Annotated in this window: 22 protein-coding genes; 8 read left to right on the forward strand and 14 right to left on the reverse strand. The window is 59.9% G+C overall.

Annotation, left to right across the window (positions count from 1 at the left end):
• Position 1 precedes the first annotated feature (1 nt).
• Positions 2-553 (reverse strand): flavodoxin family protein, encoded by a 552-nt coding sequence (locus tag ACTOZL_RS02160; RefSeq protein WP_482476435.1) that lies wholly within the window; start codon positions 551-553, stop codon positions 2-4.
• Between the two features lie 332 nt (positions 554-885).
• Between ACTOZL_RS02160 and ACTOZL_RS02165 the strand changes: the two genes are divergently transcribed.
• Both ACTOZL_RS02165 and ACTOZL_RS02170 read left to right on the forward strand, forming a co-directional pair.
• The gene (locus ACTOZL_RS02165) at positions 886-1458 is read left to right on the forward strand and encodes a DUF305 domain-containing protein (protein ID WP_482476436.1); all 573 of its coding nucleotides are present in this window, start codon (positions 886-888) and stop codon (positions 1456-1458) included.
• Positions 1459-1620: 162 nt separating this feature from the next.
• Positions 1621-2052, forward strand: a complete 432-nt coding sequence (locus ACTOZL_RS02170) for a flavodoxin domain-containing protein (RefSeq protein ID WP_482476437.1) — start codon at positions 1621-1623, stop codon at positions 2050-2052.
• An 84-nt stretch (positions 2053-2136) separates the two neighbouring features.
• Here ACTOZL_RS02170 and ACTOZL_RS02175 read toward each other — a convergent pair whose 3' ends face one another.
• The 4 genes from ACTOZL_RS02175 to ACTOZL_RS02190 form a co-directional block, all read right to left on the reverse strand.
• Positions 2137-2397 (reverse strand): spore coat protein, encoded by a 261-nt coding sequence (locus ACTOZL_RS02175; RefSeq protein WP_482476438.1) that lies wholly within the window; start codon positions 2395-2397, stop codon positions 2137-2139.
• A 14-nt stretch (positions 2398-2411) separates the two neighbouring features.
• Positions 2412-2585, reverse strand: a complete 174-nt coding sequence (locus tag ACTOZL_RS02180) for a hypothetical protein (RefSeq protein WP_482476439.1) — start codon at positions 2583-2585, stop codon at positions 2412-2414.
• A gap of 76 nt (positions 2586-2661) precedes the next feature.
• Positions 2662-3243: a hypothetical protein gene (locus tag ACTOZL_RS02185; protein ID WP_482476440.1), complete on the reverse strand. Its 582-nt coding sequence runs from the start codon at positions 3241-3243 to the stop codon at positions 2662-2664.
• Between the two features lie 69 nt (positions 3244-3312).
• Positions 3313-4647, reverse strand: a complete 1335-nt coding sequence (locus tag ACTOZL_RS02190; RefSeq protein WP_482476441.1) for a chloride channel protein — start codon at positions 4645-4647, stop codon at positions 3313-3315.
• Positions 4648-4751: 104 nt separating this feature from the next.
• Between ACTOZL_RS02190 and dusB the strand changes: the two genes are divergently transcribed.
• Together dusB and fusA are read left to right on the forward strand one after the other, a co-directional pair.
• A complete protein-coding gene (dusB, locus tag ACTOZL_RS02195) occupies positions 4752-5765 on the forward strand; it encodes a tRNA dihydrouridine synthase DusB (protein WP_482476442.1) in 1014 nt (337 codons plus the stop codon).
• Positions 5766-5928: 163 nt separating this feature from the next.
• A complete protein-coding gene (gene fusA, locus ACTOZL_RS02200; protein ID WP_482476443.1) occupies positions 5929-7992 on the forward strand; it encodes an elongation factor G in 2064 nt (687 codons plus the stop codon).
• A gap of 66 nt (positions 7993-8058) precedes the next feature.
• Here the strand turns inward: fusA and ACTOZL_RS02205 are convergent, their stop codons facing one another.
• Genes ACTOZL_RS02205 through ACTOZL_RS02225 form a run of 5 tightly spaced genes read right to left on the reverse strand, consistent with a single transcriptional unit; the run spans position 8059 to position 12922 of the window.
• Entirely contained in the window at positions 8059-8550 is a 492-nt protein-coding gene (locus ACTOZL_RS02205) for a hypothetical protein (protein ID WP_482476444.1), read from the reverse strand.
• A 12-nt stretch (positions 8551-8562) separates the two neighbouring features.
• On the reverse strand, positions 8563-9810 hold the full coding sequence (locus ACTOZL_RS02210) for a hypothetical protein (RefSeq protein ID WP_482476445.1): 1248 nt from the start codon (positions 9808-9810) through the stop codon (positions 8563-8565).
• Positions 9807-11576 carry an ATP-binding protein gene (locus ACTOZL_RS02215; protein WP_482476446.1) on the reverse strand — a complete coding sequence of 590 codons (1770 nt, stop codon included), beginning with the start codon at positions 11574-11576 and terminating at the stop codon, positions 9807-9809. The genes ACTOZL_RS02210 and ACTOZL_RS02215 overlap by 4 nt, the downstream gene beginning before the upstream one ends.
• Positions 11577-11597: 21 nt before the next feature.
• Positions 11598-12302 (reverse strand): response regulator, encoded by a 705-nt coding sequence (locus ACTOZL_RS02220; protein ID WP_482476447.1) that lies wholly within the window; start codon positions 12300-12302, stop codon positions 11598-11600.
• A gap of 47 nt (positions 12303-12349) precedes the next feature.
• Positions 12350-12922: an NUDIX hydrolase gene (locus ACTOZL_RS02225; RefSeq protein ID WP_482476448.1), complete on the reverse strand. Its 573-nt coding sequence runs from the start codon at positions 12920-12922 to the stop codon at positions 12350-12352.
• Positions 12923-13155: 233 nt separating this feature from the next.
• Between ACTOZL_RS02225 and ACTOZL_RS02230 the strand changes: the two genes are divergently transcribed.
• On the forward strand, positions 13156-14481 hold the full coding sequence (locus ACTOZL_RS02230; protein ID WP_482476449.1) for an MATE family efflux transporter: 1326 nt from the start codon (positions 13156-13158) through the stop codon (positions 14479-14481).
• Positions 14482-14606: 125 nt separating this feature from the next.
• Here the strand turns inward: ACTOZL_RS02230 and ACTOZL_RS02235 are convergent, their stop codons facing one another.
• Entirely contained in the window at positions 14607-16085 is a 1479-nt protein-coding gene (locus ACTOZL_RS02235; RefSeq protein WP_482476450.1) for an APC family permease, read from the reverse strand.
• A gap of 577 nt (positions 16086-16662) precedes the next feature.
• On the opposite strand from ACTOZL_RS02235, the gene ACTOZL_RS02240 reads away from it, so the two are divergent.
• Entirely contained in the window at positions 16663-17562 is a 900-nt protein-coding gene (locus tag ACTOZL_RS02240) for a LysR family transcriptional regulator (protein ID WP_482476451.1), read from the forward strand.
• A gap of 43 nt (positions 17563-17605) precedes the next feature.
• Here ACTOZL_RS02240 and ACTOZL_RS02245 read toward each other — a convergent pair whose 3' ends face one another.
• Together ACTOZL_RS02245 and ACTOZL_RS02250 are read right to left on the reverse strand one after the other, a co-directional pair.
• Positions 17606-18949: an acetyl-CoA hydrolase/transferase family protein gene (locus tag ACTOZL_RS02245; protein ID WP_482476452.1), complete on the reverse strand. Its 1344-nt coding sequence runs from the start codon at positions 18947-18949 to the stop codon at positions 17606-17608.
• Complete coding sequence (locus tag ACTOZL_RS02250; protein WP_482476453.1) at positions 18946-19383, reverse strand: MaoC family dehydratase; 438 nt, start codon at positions 19381-19383, stop codon at positions 18946-18948. The genes ACTOZL_RS02245 and ACTOZL_RS02250 overlap by 4 nt, the downstream gene beginning before the upstream one ends.
• A gap of 168 nt (positions 19384-19551) precedes the next feature.
• Between ACTOZL_RS02250 and ACTOZL_RS02255 the strand changes: the two genes are divergently transcribed.
• Both ACTOZL_RS02255 and ACTOZL_RS02260 read left to right on the forward strand, forming a co-directional pair.
• The gene (locus ACTOZL_RS02255; protein WP_482476454.1) at positions 19552-20490 is read left to right on the forward strand and encodes a helix-turn-helix domain-containing protein; all 939 of its coding nucleotides are present in this window, start codon (positions 19552-19554) and stop codon (positions 20488-20490) included.
• 157 nt (positions 20491-20647) lie between these two features.
• Positions 20648-21406 (forward strand): helix-turn-helix transcriptional regulator, encoded by a 759-nt coding sequence (locus ACTOZL_RS02260; RefSeq protein ID WP_482476455.1) that lies wholly within the window; start codon positions 20648-20650, stop codon positions 21404-21406.
• 85 nt (positions 21407-21491) lie between these two features.
• On the opposite strand, the gene ACTOZL_RS02265 is transcribed toward ACTOZL_RS02260, so the two are convergent.
• On the reverse strand, positions 21492-22712 hold the full coding sequence (locus tag ACTOZL_RS02265; protein ID WP_482476456.1) for an FprA family A-type flavoprotein: 1221 nt from the start codon (positions 22710-22712) through the stop codon (positions 21492-21494).
• Positions 22713-22742: the final 30 nt, after the last annotated feature.

Raw genomic sequence — 22742 nt, forward strand, 5'->3', positions numbered from 1 at the left:
CTTAGGTGATGGATCGCCCCAAAGCGTAAGCGTCCTGGAGCTCGCTTCTGCCCGTGATATCCCCCACCTCCATCACACCGCCGCAGAGGACCTTGCCCAGGTCCTTCCACTGCAAATGCTCCATGAGATGGTCGTAGTACAGAACCACGTCGTCAAAGCCAGTGCCCTCCGCCGCCATCAGCAGGGCGCAGGAGCGGCCGTTCCCCCGAAGGAGATTGCCCTCCGCCTCCTCCAGGGCGAACAGCCGGTCCAGGGCCGTTTTCAGTTGGCCGCTCAGGCTCCAGTAATACAGCGGGGACGCCAGCACGATCACGTCACAGTCTCGCACCGCCGGGTATAGCTTCTCCATGCCGTCCCGCTGCACGCAGGGATACTCCTTGCCGCTATGTCCGCCAAAACAACCCTTGCAGCCGTGGATTTCCAAATCCCCCAGGAAAAGCTCCGTCACCTGATGTCCGGCGCTCTCCGCCCCCTCCCGGAACGCCTGCACCAAGGTGCTTGTGTTCCCCTTCTTCCGAGGGCTGCCATTCAAAATAACGATATTCCCGCTCATAAAGCTCTACCTCCCGTATTTGTGGAGCTTGACGTACCCCCACAGTCAATGATATGATTGTAACAAGAACAGAACAAAAATCAAGTACGCACCTTTAGGTGTGACACTTACCCAAAGGAAAGCGCCTCTACCATGCTGGAACGATGCATTGCACAGGAACACCTGGGGGACACAGGCTTCAGTTGCACCCTGTCCCTGATCCCTATTGGGGATGCCCTGTGTGAATGGGGGACAACAACCGGCCTTGAACCCCAGGATTCCTCATCCCCCCGCTCTATAGCACATTTTTCTCTCTCCCCCATACAATGGGGGCAGAGAGGAGTCGAGTACCTATGTCCCAGACATTCAGCAACGTCACGAAAACCTATTTGAGCAACTTCTATGAGATCTTGGACCAGATGGAGGAGGGGATGACCAGCGCGGCCCTGCGGGACAGCGTCTCCTATAACTTCATCGTCCAGATGATCCCCCATCACCAGGGGGCCATAGAAATGGCCCAGAATATCCTGCACTACACCACCTTCGTCCCCCTGCAAGAGGTGGCCCAGGGTATCATCCAAGAGCAGAACCAGAGCATTGCCGCCATGGAAGCCGCCTTGGAGCACTGCATGGCCTGCACCAGCAGCCCCCAAGACCTGGGGCTCTACGCCCGTCAGTTCGAGCAAGTCAGCCGCCAAATGTTCTGCCGGATGGCCCAGGCCAAAGCCACCAACGACATCAACGCCAACTTCATCCGGGAGATGATCCCCCACCACCAGGGGGCCATCCAGATGGCGGACAACGCCTTGCGCTTCCCCCTGTGCGAGGAATTGCAGCCCATCCTTCAGTCCATCATCCGTTCCCAGAGTGCGGGAATCCGGCAGATGGAGCGCTTGCTGTCCATGCTCACCAAGGGGCAAAAATAGGGAAACATAGCCGCCGGCAGGATGCCCGAACCGCCTCCTGCCGGCGTTTTTTCATGCAAGTGGACCTGCCGGATGTATTTTTCCTCTTGACAATTCAGTTAGCCTATGCTAATATCTCTGTATACCAGTTAGCATCAACTAACTAGATTGGAGTGTTCTCAAATGAAGAAAGCAACAATTATCTTTGGCAGCACCACCGGTAACACAGAGGCGGTGGCCAACAAAATCGCAGAAACCATGCAAGGCTATGATGTTCAGGTGGTCTATGTCACTGACGTGAAGGACGACAGCGTCGTGGCAGAGTCTGACCTGGTTTTGTACGGCTGCTCCACCATGGGCCTGGGCGAGCTGCAAGAGGATTTCATCCCCTACTATCAGGACAGGATGACCCCCGCATTGCTCAAGGGGAAAAATGTAGCCGTCTTTGGCCTGGGAGACAAGGAAAATTATGAGGATTATTTCTGCTGGGCCGCGGACATTCTGAGCAAAAAAGTCACGGAGTGCGGTGGAAATCTGGTCTGCCCCGTCCTGAAGGTGGATGGAGAACCAGAGGACAACACCGACGCTGTGGTTGCGTGGGCAAGCGGACTGTAAGCTGTACCACCGGCCTGCAGGCATAGTTTCTACAGGACCTTGATACGCTAAGGGCCGGCAGCTTTGCTGCCGGCCCTGACTTGTTTACTGCGCGCTCTGGCTCTGGGCGCTGAACTTCTGTTTCACGGTGTTGATTTTCTTCTGCTCCACCTGCTGGGTAGGATACCAGCCCATGTCGGTCATCTCATCGTAGATGCTGTCCTGCATGTTTAGGGAGGCATTCAGGGCCGTCTGGAAGGCCTGGTGTACGTTCTCCGTACCGGACTCGATGGTGCCGTGGAGGAAAAGGTCGCAGCCGCCCTTCTCCAATAAGAGGATGTTCTCCATCAGGTTCTTGTCGTTCACTGTCCGTCCCTCCCTTACAGCAGGTCATAGAAGCTCTGGAAGAGCTGCTGGTGCTTCTTGGCCATGTCCTCCACGCAGGCGCGGAGCTTGGCATTTTTCAGGTCTTGGGCCGTCTGCTTGCACTGTGTTTGGAAGTACTGCTCATGGCCCAGGGCATCTTCCACATACAAAAGTTCCTTTTCGGTCATGTTTTATCACCTCAGGAGCTAGTTTGGCGCAGGCAGGGGAGATTATGCAGTGCGTTCCAAAAAGTTTTTTGAGCCGTCAAACCCCTTCTCCCAAAAACAGAGCGGTAAGGGCCTCCTGTCCCTCCTGGGTGAGGGTCCAGCACCCCTCTATGTAGGCCCAGGGCAGCACCAAGCTGGTCTCCACCGCCGGGGCCGCGTGGATGGCTTTTACCAGGTCCACCCGGAGCTGCCGCCCCAGCTCTTCCTTGGGCAGGGTAGCCAGGTCGGAGAGCTGAGCCCGGTCCTGGGACTCCAACCACCCCACCAGCGCCTTGCCCGTGGGCTTGATGGTGAAACGCATGGTCACATCGGCGGCAGTCTCCCCTTCGTTGAGGGCCACCTGCTCAATGCGGTAATCAAACTCGGCCATGGCCGCCTGGATCAGGGCCTGGGGGTCTACGGTGTAGTCCTCTAGGGACACCACCGTCTCCGACCCCAGGCCCCCCATGGTGCCCCGGCTCAGGGCTTTGATCCGTTCCAGCTCCTGGGTGACCCCCGCCCGGAGCTGGTCCTCCGCCGGCTCTGGTACCTGGGCCGCTTCCGGTGCCTCCCCACCACAGCCGCTGAGGACAAGCAGGGTGACAGCCAGGGTGGCCATTCCCTTCCACACATACTTCATAGGCGTTTCCTCCTCTGGTAAAGTATGGAAGGCATTTTACCAGAGGAGGCCCACAGAACCTAGGGAATTTTATCTGGGGGCGTTAGGGGGGCGGTGGTCCCTGGAATAGTGGAGGGTCCCCCCGGCGTCTGCCGTTTTGGAAAAGGCAAACTTCTGCTTGGCGTACAGCCCCCCATAGCCGGAGAACAGGAAGCTGGCGGACACCGCCAAAAGGAACCCCCCGGCGTTGCAGAAGGAGAACACCTCAAAGCTCAGCACCAGGGCGGTGAGGGGACAGTTGGTCACGGCGCAAAACAGGGCGATCATCCCCACCGCAGCGGCGTAGTGGGCAGGCAGGCCCAGCAAGGGGCCAACGGCACAGCCAAAGGCCGCGCCAATGGCGAAGGAGGGGACGATTTCTCCCCCCTTCAGCCCCGCCCCCAAGGTCAGGGCGGTGAAGAAGAGCTTCAACAAGAAGTCCAGAGGATGGCCCTCCCCCCGGTTGATGGCAGCGGCAATGATGCCCTCCCCGGTGCCCAAATACAGCTTGGTGCCCATCAGCAGGGTCAGCACCACCACCACGCTCCCCCCGGCCAATACCCGGAGGTAGGGGTTGGGCAGCAGCCGTTCCAGCCCGGTGCGTATCCCGGAAAAAGTATAGCACACCAGGATACTCAGCAGGCCGCAGGCAGCGGCCAGAATCAAAACCTGGCCATAAAAAAGCAAATCCGCGCCGGGGGAGTGGATGTAAAAATTCACCCCCCGGCTGCCCAGGGTCCGGGCCACGGTCTTGGCGGTGAGGGAGGCCACCACGCAGGGAAACATAGCCCCCAAGGGCAGGATGCCCACGCAGGAGATTTCCAACGCGAAAATAGCGGCAGAAATGGGGTTGCCAAAGACCGCGGAGAACCCCGCACTCATACCGGTCATGATAGCCAGGTCTGAGAACTCATCCCCAATCCGGAAACCCTTGCGCACCAGCTCTGCCAGGGACCCTCCCAGCTGTAAGGCCGCCCCCTCCCGTCCCGAGGAGCCGCCAAAGGCGTGGGTGAGCAGGGTGGAGAGGAAAATCACCGGGGCCAGCAGCCGGGACACCGGCTGTTCCCCCCGGGCTGCCTGGACGATCAGGTCCGTCCCCCCGGCGGTTTTGATGCCGCCCCGGCGGTAAAGCCACACCACCACCAGCCCCGCCAAGGGCAGCAGCAGCGATGCCCAAGCACTGTCGTTGCACAGCAGCTCCGCCTGGCCCAGCAGGTAGACGAAGCTGCCACCGCACAGGCCCACCACCACCCCCACCGCCAGGGCAAACACCATGGCACGGCCGTTGATGCGCAGGCTCTCCCCAGAAAAACGCAGCTCCGCATACAGCCGCCGGAGGATGTGGTCTTTGGGCCGGGATTTCACCGGGGTCTCTTTCTCCCTCATCTCCTGCTCCCTCCAAGCTTTTGAACCTAGTTCCCACACTATAGCAACAATCCGCCCACTTGTCAAACCCCCAGGGTTTATGGTAAGATGCAGGAAACCCCCTGTTGTTTGAAAGTGAGGCGTTCCCCATGCAGATCGGTCCCATCCCCCTCCCCACCCCCCTGCTCCTGGCCCCCATGGCGGGGGTCACGGACATCGCCTTTCGGGCCGTGTGCCGGGCACTGGGGGCAGGCTGCACCTTTAGTGAAATGGTCAGCGCCAAGGCCCTGTGCTACCAGGACAAAAAGACCCGCCCCCTGATGGAGCTGGGCCCAGAGGAGCACCCCGCCGGGGTACAGCTCTTTGGCAGCGACCCCAGCTGCATGGAAGAGGCCGCCGCTATTGTGGCAGAGGAGACCACAGCGGACCTCATTGACATCAACATGGGCTGCCCTGTGCCCAAGATCGCCAACAACGGCGACGGCTCCGGTCTGCTCAAGGATTTGGACAAGGCCTGTCAGGTGGCCGAGGCCGTCCTCAAGGGGGCCAGGGGCAAGCCGGTCACGGTGAAAATGCGCCTGGGCTGGGACAAGGGCAGCATCGTCTGTTTTGAGCTGGCCAAAGCCCTGGAAGGGCTGGGGGTGGCGGCCATCACCCTCCACGGCCGCACCAAGGTGCAGATGTACGCCGGCACCGCCAACTGGGATGCCATCCGGGAGATGAAGCAACAGCTCTCCATCCCCCTCATCGCCAACGGGGACGTGTTCTCTGGACGGGACGCCGCCCGTATCCTATCCTATACCGGGGCGGACGGGGTGATGCTGGCCCGAGGCGTCTTTGGCAACCCCTGGCTGTTCCAGCAAGCCCTGGCGGCCATCCACGGCCAGGAGATCCCCCCCCTGCCTCCCCTGTCGGTGCGCTGCGATACAGCTGTACACCAATTTGAGCTGGCCGCCCAACACAAGGGGGAGCGCATTGCCTGTCTGGAAGCCCGGAAACACTATGCCTGGTACTTAAAGGGTGTGCCCCACGCCGCCTACTGGAAGGGAGAAATCTCCAAAATCACCACCTTAGAGGACGTCTACCGGGTCACCGCCGGTATCAAACGGGAGCTGAAAGACCCGCCCGGGGAGGATTGAGGGGAAGTCCCGGCGCTTTTGCCAAAAATTTTCCCGTTTTTTCTGTTTTTTCTGTTGTCAGTTCCTGCCTCTTGTTGTATACTTAATCTTATGAAGCCATTTCCCCCGTTATGGCGCGGGACCAATCCTCCCGCTTTAGTCTAAATAAGGAGAGAACACAGTTATGAGCTATTCCACCGACAAGATCCGCAACGTCTGCCTGCTGGGCCACGGCGGCAACGGAAAGACCTCTCTGGCTGAAAGCATGCTTTTCCTCACTGGGGCCATTGACCGCCTGGGCAAAACTCCCGACGGCAACACCACCTGCGACTACGACCAGGAGGAAGTAAAGCGCCAGATCTCCATCTCCATGGCCTGTGCCCCCCTCACCTACCGGGATCACAAGCTGAACGTGCTGGATACGCCGGGCAACTTCGACTTTGCCGGTGAAGTGTGCTCCGCTCTCTACGCCGCCGACACCGGCGTGATGGTCTGCTCCGCCAAGGACGGCCTCAGCGTGGGCGCCGACCGGGCCTGGAAAATGCTCCGGGAACGGAATATGCCCCGGATGATTTATATCTCCCGCTGCGACGAGGAGAACGCCGACTTCAACGGCACCGTGGACGCCCTGAAGGAGAAGTTCGGCACCGCCGTGACCCCCATCGTCCACCCCATCGTCGGGGCCGGCGGCGTGGTCACCACCTTCGTGGACCTGCTCCACAAGAAAGCCTACAACGAAAAGGGTGAGGCCCCCATCCCCGCCGACGCCGCCGGGGACGTGGACGCCGCCTACGACGCCCTCATGGAGGCTGCCGCCGGGGCGGACGAAGCCCTGATGGAAAAATACTTCGACGAGGGCAGCCTCAGCGCCCAGGAGATCATCCAGGGCCTGAAAGCCGGTGTGAAGGACGGCAGCATCGCCCCCGTGGTCTGCGGCAGCGCCGCCACAGGCCTGGGCACCAACTACCTGATGGACTGCATCGTGGACCTGGCCCCCGCCCCCAATGAGGTGGCCCCCGTCCAGGGCCAGGATGACAACGGCGAGGCCGTAGAGATCAAGTGCGACCCCAATGGCCCCACTGTGGCCTTTGTGTTCAAGACCGTCTCTGACCAGTATGGCAAATACTCCTTCGTCAAGCTCCTCTCCGGCAAGCTCACCTCCGACATGGGCCTGGTGAACACCACCAGCGGCAACACGGAAAAGCTGGGCCGCCTGTACACCATGAAGGGCAAGAAGAACGACGAGGTCAAGGAGATCATCTGCGGCGACATCGGCACCATCGGCAAAATGGACCGCCTCAAAACCGGCGAGGCCCTGTGCGACCCCAAGTTCGCTGTGAAGCCCGCCCCCATCCCCTTCGCCGAGCCCTGCTTCTCCAAGGCCATCTCCCCCAAGACCCGGGGGCAGGACGACAAGGTGGCCTCCGGCCTCATCCGCATGAACGAGGAGGACCCCACCTTCACCATCGTCAACAACGCCGAGACCCACCAGGTGGTGCTCTCCGGCGCCGGCGACATCCAGCTGGACGTGCTGGTGTCCCGCCTGAAAAGCCGCTTCAGCGTAGACGCTGAGCTCTCCGACGCCCGGGTGGCCTATCGTGAAAAGATCCGCAAGAGCGTGGAGGCCCACGGCCGCCACAAAAAGCAGACCGGCGGTTCCGGCCAGTTCGGTGACGTGTGGATCCGCTTCGAGCCCCAGGACGAATCCGAAGAAATGATCTTTGCCGAGGAAGTGTTCGGCGGCTCCGTGCCCAAGAACTTCTTCCCCGCCGTGGAAAAGGGCCTGCGGGACGCCGTGAACCGGGGCGTGTTGGCTGGCTATCCCCTGGTGGGCCTGAAAGCCACCCTGTACGACGGCTCCTACCACCCCGTGGACTCCAACGAAATGGCCTTCAAGACCGCCGCACAACTGGCCTATAAAGAGGGCATCGCCAACGCCAACCCCACCATTCTGGAGCCCATTGGTGAGCTGAAGGTCACCATCCCCGACAGCTATCTGGGCGACGTTATGGGCGACCTGAACAAGCGCCGTGGCCGGGTCATGGGCATGAACCCCACCCCCGACGGGGACCAAATCCTCGAAGCTGAGGTGCCCATGGCTGAGATGACCACCTATGCCATCGACCTGCGCTCCATCACCCAGAGCCGTGGTTCCTTCTCCTTCCACTTCGTGCGCTATGAGGAGGCTCCCCCTGCCGCACAGCAGAAGGCCATTGACGACGCCAAGGCCATCCAAGAGGAAGGCTAATATCAAAGATAGAAACACAAAACCGTGTCAGGACAAACCATCCTGACACGGTTTTCTTTTATTTTCTCACTCATAAAGATGCCGCAACGTCCCCGTATTGCCATCCAGCAGATAGCTCCCCCGGTCCGTTACCACCCGCCACACCGGCGTTAGCAAGGCCTGCTTCCCATCGCTGGAATACCAATATCCCTCCTGAATCTCCCGGATGGCCGTACAAGTCTCCCCCAGGGAGGCCAAGCCCACCACGAATTGCGTCAGCAAGGTCTCCGCCCCCCGCAATTCCAGGATGTCATAGGCCTGGGGGAGCTTCCCCTCCGGCAGCTGGTCCCCATTGAGCACCAGCTCCGCAGCCGGTTTGTTGCGCAAACCGCTCTCCCAGGGGACGGCAGCCTCCTGGACCCCAATGCCGTTGTTTTGGAGATAGACCACCGCCTGGGTCCGGCCCGTCTCAGCATAGGCCCGGCTGGCCTGGTCCTGGGCTAAGATCTTCCCCAGGAGCACCACATTGAGGATGGCTAGGAGGAGGATCACTGTCAGCTTTAACTTGGAACGTTCCATGCTCCCGCCTCCTTACTCCGTCTCCCGCACTGCCCAGTGGGCGTAAATAAACTCTTCCCCGCTGTCCTGGTAACACACTTGCAGCTCCCGGCCCCCCTGGCCCATGGTCTGGGCCGCCGCCGCCGCCTGGCGCAGGGGGGGGATGGCACAGCGCTGCTCCGTCTGGCTGTAGTCCCGGAGGAAAATCTCATAGGACAGCAGGTTGTTCCCCTGAAAGACGAAGCGTGCCCCATAGTCCTTGTCCCAGAGGTTCACCCGGGCCCCGTTGAGGAGGTAGTAGAAGGTCACTTCCGTCCCCTGGTCCCCCAGGCTGGTGACCCCCTGGCAGCACAGCTGCCCCTGGCCCACAGACACCAGGGAGAGGATTTCTTCCGCCTTGCGCTGAAGGTCCCGGTCCCGGACGGAAAGGGCCTGGTAGCGGGCCTCCCCATTCTCCGCGCCGTGGTAGATGAGCTTGCCGTTTTTCTGAAGGCGCAGGCTGTCCGCCCCCTCGTGGATCAGGGTGCCGTCCGCCGTCTCATGGATAGACACCGCCTTGGGGTTGAAGGACAAGCGCTCCAACAAGGCCCCCCGGCCGTCGTTGTCCAGCCCCGCCAGAGGGTTGGCTGTGACATACACCGGACAGTTGGGGGGGCGGTCCCGCACCAGTTGGTAAGAGGGCAGCTCCACTTCCTCCAATTCAAAGGCAAAGTGGCTGCCGACAGCCTGCATCCCCCCCAGCAGGCTGTTGGGGGAGCCGCTGGAATCCACCGGGGCGCGGTAGTATCCGTCCTGGTTGACATAATAGTAGAGGCTGTTGGCATGGCCATTGTGGAAGGTCAGCAGGAAGCAACGGGCCTGGCCCTGGTTTTTCCCCGAAAAGGAGAGGTTGTAGAGGAAGTCATAGAACACCCAGTTTTCCCCCTGGCTCACCGCCGCCTGCCAGTCCTGTTCCGACACCTGGGCGGCATCCCCCATGGTGGTCAGGGCCTGGGCCAACAGGTCTTCCAGCCCTCCAGTGTAGCAAGCGCGCACCGCCTCCTGGTCATATTGGAGGCTGTACCGCTCCCCACCAGCCTGGGCCGCCAGGGCCACCGGGGTACTCTGGGAGAGGGCGGTGGTCTCCGTGCCATCGGAGACACTCACCCCCGCCAAACCACGTTCCTGGCCCAGGGTGCTTTGAAATAGTCCCGTCCGGCCGATGAGCACCAGGGCCGAGCAGACCAGCAGGAGGATGAGGAGGTTTTGCAGCCGGTCCAGCCGGCGTCTCTTGGCCGTCATGCCTCCGGCCCTCCGATCTTCAGCTCCATGCGCACGGTGGTGCCGGGGCCGTCGCTGTCCACCAGGGTGAGGCTGCCCTCATGGCGGGCCACGATCTCCTGGGCGATGGACAGCCCCAGGCCTGTCCCCCCGGACTCCCGGGAGCGGGCCTTGTCCACCCGATAGAAGCGTTCAAAAATCCGCTCCCGGTCCCCGTCAGGGATGCCGATGCCGTCGTCGGCCACTTCCACCCACACCATGTCCTCCCGCCAACCGGCGGTCATGCGGATGTGGCCGCCGTCGGGGGTGTATTTGATGGCGTTGGAGAGGATGTTCATAATCACTTGCAGCACCCGTTCCCGGTCCGCCCGGATGTTGGGCAGGTTCCTGTCCCCCACCAGCTCCAAGCTGTGGCCATGGTGCTCTGCGTCCAGGCGCACCGCCTGGCAGCTATCCCGGAGCACCTCCCCAAAGGGGAAGAGGGTCAGGGTAAGCTGGCTGTAGCCGGAGTCGAAGCGGGAGAGGGTAAGCAGGTCCTGGACGATGTGGGTCATCCGGTCGCTCTCCCCCAGGATAATGCCCAGGAAGTTTTTCGTCATCTCCGGGGGCAGGTCCGGGGTCTCCGCCATGGTCTCTGCATAGCTGCGGATGTTGGTCAGGGGGGTGCGCAGCTCGTGGGAAACGTTGGCCACAAACTCCCGGCGGGTGGTCTCGTTCTTCACCTGTTGGGTCACGTCGTGGACCACCACCAAGACCCCCGCCTGCTTCTCCCGGTCGAAGGGAGCCAGAAGGAGGAGGAGGCTTCGGTCCTCCCGGACCATCTCGCTTTCCAGACAATCCCCCTCCAAGTTCAGCACCTTTTCTAAAGCAGTGATCTCCCCAAAGAGGTCAAAGTAACGGATGGGGCCGCCGATGGGGATGGACTGGCCTAGCATGTCCTCCGCCGCCGGGTTGGCGTGGATGACCTCCCCGTCCCGGTCGAAGGCCACCACCCCGTCGGTCATGTGGAGGAAGAGGGTGCTGAGCTTGGTGCGCTCGTTCTCCACCTCTTCCAGGGTGGTTTTCAGCTGTCCAGCCATGTCGTTGAAGGTGCCGGTGAGTACGCCGATCTCGTCATGAGACTCCACCTGGATCTCATGGCCGAAGTCCCCCTCGGCCACCCGCTTGGCCCCACGGGTCAGGGCCCGGATGGGGGTCACCATGGTGCGGGAGAGGAGGAAGGACAGCAGCACGGAAATCACCAGTCCAAAGCCCAGGGCTTCAATGATGAGACGGAAGATTTCGCTGTTGAGCTGGCGCAGGTTGTTCTGGCTGTCCAGAATATAGATGATGTAGTCCTGTCCCCCCCGGTGGACGGGGATCGCCAAGTCCATGTAACCGGCAGTGGGGTCGCTCTCGCTGCCCTCCCGCTTCTCATTCAGGGCGATGAGCAAGTTGGGGGTAACCTCCAAGTCCGCCCCCTCCTCGTCATCAGACCCGGCCAGATAGCGCAGGTCCCCACCGCTGAGAACGAAGTAGTTCCGGTTCCGGCCATCCACCCCCAGGGCGCCCATATAGGCCTTGAGGACTTGCTCCATGGCAAGCCCTCCGTCCTCCTCTCCCTCGGTCTGGATGGTGAGGTCCCGGACCAGCTCTGTGTCCTGAAAGACCCCGGACATCTGGGAGTAAAATTCGTTGAGATAAAATTGGTTGATGGAGCTGGTGAGAAAGGCCCCGGCAATGGTCATCAAGCAGACCACCAGCAGGATCATAATCAACACCAGCTTCATGTGCAGGCTTCGCAGCACGGGCGTCACACTCCCTTACGCTTACTCATGTTGGAAGAGATACCCCGCCCCCCGGCGGGTGAGGATAAACCGTGGCTGGGCGGGGTCGTCCTCCAGCTTTTCCCGCAAGCGGCGGATGGCCACATCCACCCCCCGGACATCCCCCACATAGCCCTCATAGTTCCACACCCGTTCCATCAGCTCCTGCCGGGAGAACACCCGGCCGGGGTTGGAGGCCAGATAGGTCAAAAGGTCGAACTCCCGCTGGGTGAGCTCTAGGTCGGTGCCGTCCTTGGTGGCAATGCCAGCCCCCTTATCCACCACCACCCGGCCGAAATCCATACGGCTGCCAGGGGCACTCTGGCCGCTGGTCATAACCTGGCGGCGGATGTTGGTTTTCACCCGGGCCATGAGCTCCCGTACAGAAAAGGGCTTGGTGATATAATCGTCAGCCCCCAGGCCCAGCCCGAGAATCTTATCCTGCTCCGCCTCCCGGGCGGTGATGATGAGCACAGGGGTGTTCAATCCCTTGTCCCGGACGGTTTTGCACACCTCGAAGCCGTTCATCCCCGGCAGCATCAGGTCCAGCAGGATCAGGTCCGGTTTCTCCGCCAGAATCAGCTGCAACCCCGTCACGCCGTCGTAGGCCTCCAAGGTCTCGTAGCCCTCCCGTTGGAGGTTAAAGCGGAGGATATCCACGATATTCTTTTCGTCCTCCACGATGAGGACGGTCTGCTTCCTGTCCATACGTTCTCTCTGCCTCTCCTACGCATTCAAAGTCTGGCGGCCCAGCCTCACAGCTTTCCCATGAGGAAGGACGCCTTCAAGATGCCCACCAAGGTCTTACCGTCCTTGATCTCCCCCTTGCGGGCCATCTCCAACAGCTCCTGATAGGGTACCCGGACAATCTCCAAAAACTCCCCGTCGTCAGGGTGGCAGGGACCCTGGACCAGGTCCTTGGCAAAATACAGGTGGATTTTCTCCTCTAGGATGCCCGGAGAAGAGTAGCTGCATCCCATGGACTGGAAGGTCCCCGGCCGCAGGCCAGTCTCCTCCTCCAACTCCCGCAGGCCGCTGTCCCGGGGGTCCTCCCCCTTCTCCAGCTTCCCGGCGGGGAGCTCCAACACCACTTCCCCCATGGGGTAGCGGAACTGGCGGACCATAATCACCCGCTCCTGCTCATCCACCGCGAACACGGCCACCCCGCCGGGGTGCTCAATGACCTCCCGGTTGGTGACCCGGCCGTCGGCCAGACGGGCCTGGTCCCGGCGGACGTTGACAATGATGCCCTCATACACGGTCTCCTGGGCCACGGTTTCTTCCTTCAATTCCAGCAGTTCCATAATACAATACCCTCGGTTCCTCATAAAATTTTTACTGCTGCCAGTATAGCACACTTCCGCAATCCTGCCAACTTCTTTTCTCACCAAAGCACTACAATCTGCCCCGACCCCTTGACATTTTCTGTCCCTTCCTGTAAAATGGCCTCACTTGCTCGGAGGGCAAATCATTCGTTGGAAATGATGGGCTGGATAAGGCACAGGCTGGAATGCCTGAGACCTGTCCAGCCCTTTTTATAGACAGAAAGGAGCTGGCCCCTATGGAGTTCCTCACGGCCAAGATACGTCCCCTCTATTTCCGCTACCTGTACGCCGCCTTCGGCAGCACCATCATTGTCTCCATCTACGGCATCGTGGACGCTGTGATGGTGGGTCAGTACCACGGCCCAGACGGTGCCGCCGCCCTGGCGGTGATCAGCCCCATCTGGAATATCATCTATGGCTTAGGGCTTTTGGTGGGCATTGGCGGCTCGGTGCTCTTCGGTACCCTGCGGGGAGAGGGGAATGTGAAACGCTCCAACGCCTACTTCACCACCTCCCTGCTGGGGATGGCCCTGCTGGCCACCCTGGTGTGGCTGCTGGTGATCTTCTGGGACGCCCCCATGCTCCGGCTCTTCGGGGCGGAGGAGACCTTGCTGCCCCTGGCCCGACGGTATGTGCTGCCGGTAAAGTTTGCCGTCCCCAGCTTCATGTTCTCCCAGCTCTTGGCGGCCTTTCTCCGCAACGACGGCAACCCCGGCCTGGCCACCAAGGCGGTGCTCTTTGGGGGCGTGTTCAACATCTTTGGGGACTACTTTTTCATCTTTACCCTGGATATGGGCATCCTAGGGGCGGGGCTGGCCACCTCGGTGGGTTCCCTGCTCTCGGTGGTGCTGATGTGTACCCACTTCCGCAGCAGGAAAAACACCCTGCGCCTGGTAAAACCCAGCCAATTCCTCTCCATGTTCCGCTCCATCTGCGTCACGGGCTTCTCCTCCTTTTTTGTGGACATCGCCATGGGCATCCTGGCGATGATGATCAACCGGCAGATTTTGGCCTACCTGGACACCAACGCCCTGTCGGTGTACGGCATCCTCATCAATGTCGGCACCTTCGTCACCTGCTGCGCCTATAGCATCGGCCAGGCGGCGCAGCCCATCATCTCCGCCAACTTCGGCGCCCGGCAGGGGGGGCGGATCCGCGCCCTGCTCAAGTATGCCCTGGGGACAGCGGCTTTCTTCGGCCTCCTCTGGACTGCCCTGTCCGTGCTCTTCCCCAACCTATTCGTGCGCCTCTTTATGGCCCCCACCCCGGAAATCCTGGCGGTGGCCCCTGGCATCATCCGCAGCTATGCCCTGGGCTTTCTGCTGCTGCCCTTCAACGTGTTCTCCACCTACTACTTCCAGGCCCTATTGCAGCCTACCACTTCCTTTATCGTCTCTGTGGCCAGAGGTGCAGTGGTCAGCGGCGTTTTCATCTACCTCCTCCCCGCTGTGGCAGGGGCCAACGCCCTGTGGCTGGCGGTACCCTTGGCGGAGCTGCTGGTGGCGGTGTATGTGGCCGTGATGATGGCCCGGCAGACCCGGCAGCTGCCTAAGATAGCATGACAGAAAGAAACCCCGGAGGGCACACCCTCCGGGGTCTCTTGTTACACGATCTTGCTAAGCTGATTCGTTTTGGGCCAACTACATTGACCTACATCCGTTCAGCTTATGTAAGAGGGACTGTAAAATCATCCGTTCTTCTCACCAAAGACGCCTGCTTCCAGCTCAGCCTCAGACAAGCCCTTGCGCTGGCCGCCAGAGACCAGGTAGAACACGAGGCCGATGACCATCCAGATGATGAACATCTTCACGGCCATATCCGTTACGTAGAAGGGGCTGACGGGGATGAACGCGCACACCAGGATGACCGTCATCAAGATGGCCGCGAACAGGCCCATGGCCATGCCGCCGGGGATCTTGTAGGGGCGCTCCATCTCAGGATGGTTCTTCCGCAGCAGCACCAGGGACCAAGCAGTGAGGGTCCAGGACAGCATGAAGGCTGCGGCAGAGAAGGTGGTCAGCGGGTCGATCATGTTGGCGCCCACGAAGGGACCGGCCAGGGACAGAACCAGGCAGACGATCTGGCCGTTGACCGCAACACCGTTGGCGTTCTGCTTGGCGAACAGCTTGGGGATCAGACGCCCACGGGCCATCGCCATGAGCAGGTTGGCGGAAGCGGTGAAGAAGCCGTTCCAGGTGGTGAACAGACCGGCAACAGCGCCGATGGTCAGAACCCAGTACAGAACAGTGCCCGCAGTGCCGGGGAAGAGCAGGGGGAACATGGAAGCGGCAGCGGGACGGGGCAGATGTGCGAACTCCTGCCAATCATAGCCGTAGCCGAAGCAGAACAGCAGCAGGGCATAGAAGATACAAGCCATGGACACGGACAGAACCACGGTTTTGCCCACGCCCTTGATGTCGCCGCCGGCGTCCTCAACGCCCTGGGGGATGGTCTCAAAGCCAGCCAGGAAGAAGGCCGCCTGGGACACGATGGCGAAGCAGCCGCCGAACATGGAGTTATGGGAAACAGACTTCAGGCCTTCGGCAGTGCCATAGATGGTGGGATCGGAAACACTATAGATGGGCTTGAGGTTTTCCGGATTGCCGCCGACGAGGGCTGCAATGGCGCCCACGATGGCGCAGCCGATGAGGAAGATGCACAGCACCTTCTGCAGCAGGGCGGCGGAGGCCAGGCCTCTCATGTTGATGGCGAAAATCACCACGGAGCACACCACGCCGATGATGATGGTGGACAGGTAAACGTCAGAACCCATCACACTGTACAGGGGGTTGCCTTCCTTCAGGCTGGGGATCAGATAGCCCAGCACGTCGGTGATCTGGATGGCTTCCCAGGGGATGATAAACACGAAAGCACCAAATGCGGCCCAGCCGGAGATGGTGGCAATCTTATCGTTGAAGGCCTTAAATGCAAAGGCCATGCCGCCGCCAGCAACGGGCATCATAGGCACCAGCTCGCAGTAGCACAGAGCCACAGGGACCATCATGATCAGGCACAGCAGATAGCCGATACCGGCGGGCACAGGGCCGCCGCAGTTGGTCATCCAGCCGTTGATAGACACGGCCCAGCCGACCCCGACGATGGCGCCAAACCCAATACAGAAAAAGTCAATGGCGCTTACGCCCTTCTTTTCGGGACTATTACTCATAACATACCTCTTTTCTTTTCCGTTTCGCTTGTGTTTCTTTTCAGCGAAGTTGGTGGAACTCTCTCTACATCCATGATTGCGAATGTAAAAAGCTGGCTTTACACACCGGAGCCAAACTGCGCCCCCTTTCTCTCCGGCTCCCCTGCCCTGGCATTCTGTATGAGAGCAGGGGTCGTATAAGTCAGTATCATTATAAAAAATGCCAATGCCTTTGGGAAATACCAGTTTTGTATTTCGATATATTGTTTTGATATGGAACAGGCCAAAACGGGCAAAAGACAAGGAGCAGCCGCTACCAGCGACTGCTCCTTGCTTATGAGTAATCAGGAAGAGAAAAACACCCGTGCCAAGCGCACCTCCGCCCGGAGGCCCTGCGCCCGCCTGCCTGGAAGATGGGGCGGACAGGAAGGTCCTGGGACCTTCAATCCGGGGCACTCGTCCCTTACCTCTAAGTATAGCGAAAAATACAGAAAAGTAAAATTCAAAAAAAGTATATCATTATTGAAATCCTATACTACAAGGGGGTATAAAAATATGGTATACTGAAATAAAATAACGGCTGAGAGCAGGAGGGGCAATGGGAAAGTATTTACCTGTCATTGTAACCGCAGACTGCGGCAGCTTGACCCGTGCTGGGGAGGTCCTGGGCTATGCCCAGCCCAACATGGGTCATATTATCACCCGCTGCGAAGAGGAACTGGGCGTCAAGATCTTCACCAGGAACCAGCGCGGCATGACGCTGACAGAAACGGGAGAAAAACTGGTGAAGATCATGCGGCAGATCGACGGCATGGAATACTACTTGCAGGAGACCGCCAAGCGCCTGCGCAAGGCGCTGTTTCGTGTGGGGGTATTCCAGAGCGTGGCCACCCAGTGGATGCCCCAAATCGTCGGGGAATTTTGCCAGGAGCACCCGGACACCGTACTACAGATGGAATACCTGGGCCGCTATCTGGACGATGAGCTGGGGGTACGGGAAAGCTGGCTGGATTGCAGCTTCTTCTCTGGCTCCAATGTCCCCACAGGGATGCAGTGCTTCCCGCTGTTCCAGGACCCGTATTACCTGCTGGTCCACGCGGACTGCCCCCTGGCCTCCCGCATGGCCGTCTCCATGGAGGAGGTGGCAGGCCGATATCCCTACATCCACACCAACGAGGACTTCGACTGGGATGAGAGCTATACGCAGTTACGCAAACAGTTCATGGCACACGACCTGGTGAAAATTTACTCCCCAGAAAACAGCACCGCCATTGCCCTGGTGGCCCAGGGGGTGGGGGTGAGCATCATTCCAGGGCTGAGCCTTGACCACATCAGCCCAGAACAGCCGGTGCGGGCAATCCCCTTTCAGGAGCCGGTATGCCGCAGCATTAGCCTGCTGTGCCCCAATGACGCCAAGAACACCGCCCTCACCGCCACCTTCCTGCGCCTGCTCCAAAAGCGGGTGGACGAGTGGACCCAGGAGCACGGCAGACCATAGCCCAAAGGCGGCCTCTGGAAAAGAGGCCACCTTTTTGTTTTCATTAAAAGTACATATACTTCACCGCATCCTTCCGCAGTTCCGCCCGGAAGTCCGGATGGGCCACGGCGATGAGGTTCTCCACCCGCTGGCGCACGGTACGCTGGCGGAGCTTGGCCACGCCGTACTCCGTCACCACCATGTCCGTAAGGTTCCGGGAGACGCTGACGATGGCCCCTGGCTCCAAGATGGGCACAATGCGGGACAGGGTCCCCTTCTTGGTGGTGGAGGACTGAGCCAAGATCGCCCGGCCGCCCTTGGAGTGGTAGGCCCCGTGGGCGAAGTCACTGGCCCCGCCGGTGCCGGAGTGCTGCATGGGGCCGATGGACTCCGCGCTCACCTGCCCCGTCAGGTCGATCTGTAGGGAGGCATTCACAGACACCACGTTGTCGTTCTGGGCGATGACATAGGGGTCGTTGGTGTAGCGGCTGCGGCGCAGGGAGAGCCGGGGGTGCTGGTCCACAAACTGATAGAGGAAGTTGTCCCCGGAGATAAAGGAACCCACGGTGATGCCCTTGTCGATGCGCTTATAGCGGTTGGTCACCGCCCCGCACTCCATCAGGTGGGCCATAGAGGTGCCGATCTGCTCGGTGTGGATTCCCAGGTCATGCTTGTCCTTGAGGTTGAAGCCGATGGCGTTGGGGATACCCCCAAAGCCCAGTTGGATGCAGTCCCCGTCCTGGATCATGTCCGCCACGTATCCGGCGATGGTGGTCTCGGTCTCCCCGATGGGCGGGTCACTGAGCTGGTAGATGGGCTCGTCCACCTCATAGAGCACATCCGCCATGGACACCGGGATGGCACACTCGCCCCCCACCCTGGGGGCACGGGCGTTGACCTCAAAGATGATCTTGTCCGCCCGGTAAAGGTGCTCCAAGGTCATGATAAGGTCGCAGCTCAGGTGGACATAGCCGTGGGCGTCCATGGGGGACACCTGCCCCACAAACACGTTGGGGGCCAATGTGCGCTGGATCTCCTGGCCGTAGTTGTGCTGGTTTACAGGGAAGTAGGAGTACAGGCCGCTCCCCCTGGCCGCCACGGACCAGCGGTCGAAGAAAAAGGTGTTGATCTGAAATTTCCCCGCCAAGGCCGGGTCGCTGGTGACGGGGTACTCATAGCGGCTGATGGTGTTCCAGCACTGCACCCCCTTCTCCAACCGGGGGGCAATGGTATGGAACTGGCTCAGGAAGGCCTTGGGCTCGCTGCCGTGGGTGGACCAAGTGACGCAGTCCCCGTCCTGGATCAGGTCCAGGGCGTCTTGGATGGTCCCCAGGCGCTGTTGGTACTGCGCCTCCGCCCCCTGGCCCTGGAATTTCCCGGCTAAGTAATCGTTATGCCATTTGTTCATTGGGACACCTCCGCAATAGGCTGGATCACCTTCATGTAGTGCCGGCAGGAGCAGACCTTCTCCCCAAACTGGTTGGTCATGACGCACTCGCCGGTGGTTTTCCCCTTCTCCTCGTTGACCTCCACAATTTTATACACCGCGGTGATGGTATCCCCAATGCGCACGGGTTTCCAAAAACGGATCTCGTCATAGCCCATGGCCACGATCTCGTGTCCGCTGTCCACCCCCGCCATGCCGCTCACGGTGGAGCAAAGGCTAAAGGTCAGGCAGCCGTGGACCAGACGGGTGCCGTAGGGCATCCGCTTGCAGTACTCCTCGTTGACATGGGCGGGGAAGAAATCCCCGATGATTCCCGCGAAGAGGTAGACGTCGCTCTCTGAAAAGGTTTTGGTCAGCGTGTATTCTTTTCCAATCTTGAAATGAAGTGCACTCATAGCGAAAAACCTCCTGTTTCCAGACTTGAAGTGCCGCCTGGCTTTTCTGCTTGCAGTCCAGGCCGCCTTGTGGTATCCTGTCTGTAGTTCGTATTATATCATAATACCCCTCGGAATACATCGGAGAATATCCCAATCCAATGGTCGGATATCACAAGGAGCTGTCTTATGCAAGTCACCCATATCCAACGGGACCACACCCTGAAAGCGGTGGAGCTGCAATCCACCGCCGACTATCCCATCCGTTTCTACCTGGACGTAATGGACGATTTTGAACAAACCTGCATCCACTGGCACTGGCACCCGGAGTTAGAGTTCAACGTCATCACCCGGGGCACCATTGAATACTACGTGGAGAACGAGCACTACACCCTCTCCGCCGGCCAGGGCATTTTGAAAAACGCCAACGTCCTCCACATGGCGGAGCCTGCCCAGAACACCCCAGGGGCGGAGATGTTCTCCATCATCATGGATGCCCAGTTCATCGCCCCGGCTCGGAGCGTGATCTATCAAAAATACGTGGCCCCCTTGGAGCGGAGCGAAAAGCTGATGTGCCTGCCCCTGCACCCGGAGGAAGCCTGGCAGAAGGATATCTTAAACGCCCTCCACGTGGCCTACGCCCTGAGCCAAACGGAGTCCGGCCCCTTTGAACTGCGCATCCACCGGCTGATGTGCCAGGTTTGGCAGGTACTCTATGAACACGCCCAACTGCTGCCGGAACGGGCCAAGTCCTCCTCGGAGCTCACGGACCAGGTGCGCATCAAGCAGATGATTGCTTACATCCAGACCCACTTCCAGGAAAAGCTCAGCTTGGAGAAAATCGCCGCCCAGGCCAACATCAGCCGCAACAGCTGCCTGAGCTGTTTTCGCCGGGTGCTGGGGGTGTCGCCCTTGGAGTATGTCATCGACCAGCGCCTAGAGTGGGCCTTACACCTGTTGATCTCCTCGGACTTGACCATCGCAGAGGTGGCCAACGACTGTGGCTTTGGGGACGCCAGCTACTTTGGCAAAGCCTTCCGGCGGCGGCTGGGGCTGACCCCCTCCCAATACCGGGAGCGAAAACGGGGGGAGCTCTACCGCCAAGCGCACCCTGCAGACCTGGGGTAAGCCGCTGTCCCATATACCCTGTTAAGGAAAATTACTTTACACAGAAAACAGGCCCTAGGCCCTGCTTCCCTATGGCCTGTTAAAATCTATTTTGCAAAGCCCCCCTCCGTATGGTATAATGGTGGCTAAATATTTGGAACCATATAGAGGTGCCGCCATGGATAAGAACCAATTTTATCTCTACAACGATGTCTTGTATAAGCTCCTCAGCTGTACCACGCTGGACAGCCTGAAACGCGCCATCCTCCGGGAGCTGCGCCTGCTGATCCCTTACCGCTACGGCAGCATCATCACCATCTGCCAGGACCCGGAAACAGGCAAGATCACCCACAGTGAGCCCGTGTGCATCCCGGCAGAGTTCACAGAGCTGGAAGAGGCCTGGATCGACCACGATGAGGACGACGACTACTTTTGGCTCAGCGCCAGCCAGGAATCCATCGTCCTCCGGGGCAGCGACGTCCAAAGTGACGAGGTCCGCTTGGGCAGCACCACCTACCGCACCCTTTACCAACGCTATGACATCTACGACCAGATTGGGGTGAACCTGGTCTATGAGGGCACCCCCATGGCCATCCTGGACATCTACCGCACCCGGCAGGACCAATCCTTTTCCGACCAGGATGCTTTCTTTCTCAAAGCCATGGTGAAGCACATCAACTGCCTCTACCACCGCCTGCTTTCCCAACAGGCAGCGGCCCTCCCAGGGGGCGGCGCCGCCCAGCGGTTCCGGCAGCGCTACCAGCTCACCGACCGGGAGACCGAAATCCTCTCCCTCCTCTTCCAACACCTGAACAACGACGAGATGGTGGACCGGCTCTCCATCAGCCGGAGCACCTTGGACAAGCATCTGTACAACATCTACCGCAAGTGCGGGGTCAGCTCCCGGGTGAAGCTGTTGCAGTTGAAGGAGCCGTAACCTTTTTCCTTTACACTCAGGTACACAAGCCAAAGCGAGCAGGGAACTGACATTCCCTGCTCGCTTTTCTGTTCGGTCTCCCCGTTTATTTCTTGTTGTAAGACTCCGCAATGGCATCCGCCAAGGCGTCGATATCCGCCTCGTTCTGGGATTGGAGGGAGGAGGTCACGGTCATCTCGTCGTCCAAGATGTCGATGTGCTTCAGCTCTTCCAGGCACTGGCGCATTAGGTCCCCGGAGCGGGGGGCCCAGGAACCGCTGCCCATCAGGGCCACGGTACGCTTTTGCAGGTTCAGGGCCTTCATGTCCATGAGGAAGTTGTGCATGGGCGGGAAAATGCCCAAGTTGTAGGTGACAGAGGCCAGGACCAGGTGGCTATATTTGAACAGATCCGAAATCAAATAGCTCACGTGGGTGCTGGACACGTCATACAGCCGGGTATTGGTGATCCCCCGGGCAGCCAGCTTGGCGGCCAAGACCTCTGCCGCGGCCTCGGTGTTGCCGTACATGGAGGCATAGACAATCATAATGCCCTTCTCCTCCGGCTCATAGGTGGCCCAGTGGGTGTACTTGTCGATGATGTAGCCCAGGTCCTTCCGCCACACGGGACCGTGGAGGGGGCAGAGAAACTTGATGTTCTCCAAGCCCACAATGCTGCTGGCCTTGTTCAGCAGGGCCACCACCTGGGGGCCGTACTTGCCCACGATGTTGGTGTAGTAGCGGCGGGCATCGTCCAGCCACTCCCGGTCAAAGTCGAACTCGTCGGCAAAGAGCTTGCCGTCCAGGGCGCGGAAGGAGCCGAAGGCGTCGGCGGAGAACAGGACGCCGTTGGTGGTGTCGAAGGACACCATGGCCTCCGGCCAATGGACCATGGGGGCATACACAAAGGCGATGGTGTGCTTGCCGAAGCAGCGGGTATCCCCCTCGTTTACGGTATCCACGTTGTTGGGGTCCAGCTGGAAGCCAAACTGGTTCAGGATGGTCACGGCCTTGGGGGTGGTGATGATCTTCACCTCCGGCCAGCGCAGCAAAATCTCCTCAATGGAGGCGGCGTGGTCGGGCTCCACGTGGTTGATGACCAGGTAGTCCAGGGGGCGGCCATCCAGGACCGCTTTCACGTTGGTGAGGAATTGGCGGCTCACGGCCCAGTCGGCGGTGTCAAAGAGGACGGTTTTCTCGTCCATGAGGACGTAGGCGTTGTAGCTCACCCCGTGGTACAGGGGATGGATATTTTCAAACAGGGCTAGGCGGTGTTCATTGGCACCCACCCAGTAGAGATCGTCGGTAACCATACGGTAATTATACATAGCGCGTTGCCTCCTATCGATTCATGGTAG

It is taken from the genome of Evtepia sp. (genome assembly GCF_056797215.1).

Excerpts from the sequence above, each read along its gene's own strand:
- ACTOZL_RS02160 (WP_482476435.1), bottom strand. The coding sequence starts at position 553 with ATGAGCGGGAATATCGTTATTTTGAATGGCAGCCCTCGGAAGAAGGGG.
- ACTOZL_RS02165 (WP_482476436.1), top strand. The coding sequence starts at position 886 with ATGTCCCAGACATTCAGCAACGTCACGAAAACCTATTTGAGCAACTTC.
- ACTOZL_RS02170 (WP_482476437.1), top strand. The coding sequence starts at position 1,621 with ATGAAGAAAGCAACAATTATCTTTGGCAGCACCACCGGTAACACAGAG.
- ACTOZL_RS02180 (WP_482476439.1), bottom strand. The coding sequence starts at position 2,585 with ATGACCGAAAAGGAACTTTTGTATGTGGAAGATGCCCTGGGCCATGAG.
- ACTOZL_RS02185 (WP_482476440.1), bottom strand. The coding sequence starts at position 3,243 with ATGAAGTATGTGTGGAAGGGAATGGCCACCCTGGCTGTCACCCTGCTT.
- ACTOZL_RS02190 (WP_482476441.1), bottom strand. The coding sequence starts at position 4,647 with ATGAGGGAGAAAGAGACCCCGGTGAAATCCCGGCCCAAAGACCACATC.
- fusA (WP_482476443.1), top strand. The coding sequence starts at position 5,929 with ATGAGCTATTCCACCGACAAGATCCGCAACGTCTGCCTGCTGGGCCAC.
- ACTOZL_RS02205 (WP_482476444.1), bottom strand. The coding sequence starts at position 8,550 with ATGGAACGTTCCAAGTTAAAGCTGACAGTGATCCTCCTCCTAGCCATC.
- ACTOZL_RS02210 (WP_482476445.1), bottom strand. The coding sequence starts at position 9,810 with ATGACGGCCAAGAGACGCCGGCTGGACCGGCTGCAAAACCTCCTCATC.
- ACTOZL_RS02220 (WP_482476447.1), bottom strand. The coding sequence starts at position 12,302 with ATGGACAGGAAGCAGACCGTCCTCATCGTGGAGGACGAAAAGAATATC.
- ACTOZL_RS02225 (WP_482476448.1), bottom strand. The coding sequence starts at position 12,922 with ATGAGGAACCGAGGGTATTGTATTATGGAACTGCTGGAATTGAAGGAA.
- ACTOZL_RS02230 (WP_482476449.1), top strand. The coding sequence starts at position 13,156 with ATGGAGTTCCTCACGGCCAAGATACGTCCCCTCTATTTCCGCTACCTG.
- ACTOZL_RS02235 (WP_482476450.1), bottom strand. The coding sequence starts at position 16,085 with ATGAGTAATAGTCCCGAAAAGAAGGGCGTAAGCGCCATTGACTTTTTC.
- ACTOZL_RS02240 (WP_482476451.1), top strand. The coding sequence starts at position 16,663 with ATGGGAAAGTATTTACCTGTCATTGTAACCGCAGACTGCGGCAGCTTG.
- ACTOZL_RS02245 (WP_482476452.1), bottom strand. The coding sequence starts at position 18,949 with ATGAACAAATGGCATAACGATTACTTAGCCGGGAAATTCCAGGGCCAG.
- ACTOZL_RS02250 (WP_482476453.1), bottom strand. The coding sequence starts at position 19,383 with ATGAGTGCACTTCATTTCAAGATTGGAAAAGAATACACGCTGACCAAA.
- ACTOZL_RS02255 (WP_482476454.1), top strand. The coding sequence starts at position 19,552 with ATGCAAGTCACCCATATCCAACGGGACCACACCCTGAAAGCGGTGGAG.
- ACTOZL_RS02260 (WP_482476455.1), top strand. The coding sequence starts at position 20,648 with ATGGATAAGAACCAATTTTATCTCTACAACGATGTCTTGTATAAGCTC.
- ACTOZL_RS02265 (WP_482476456.1), bottom strand. The coding sequence starts at position 22,712 with ATGTATAATTACCGTATGGTTACCGACGATCTCTACTGGGTGGGTGCC.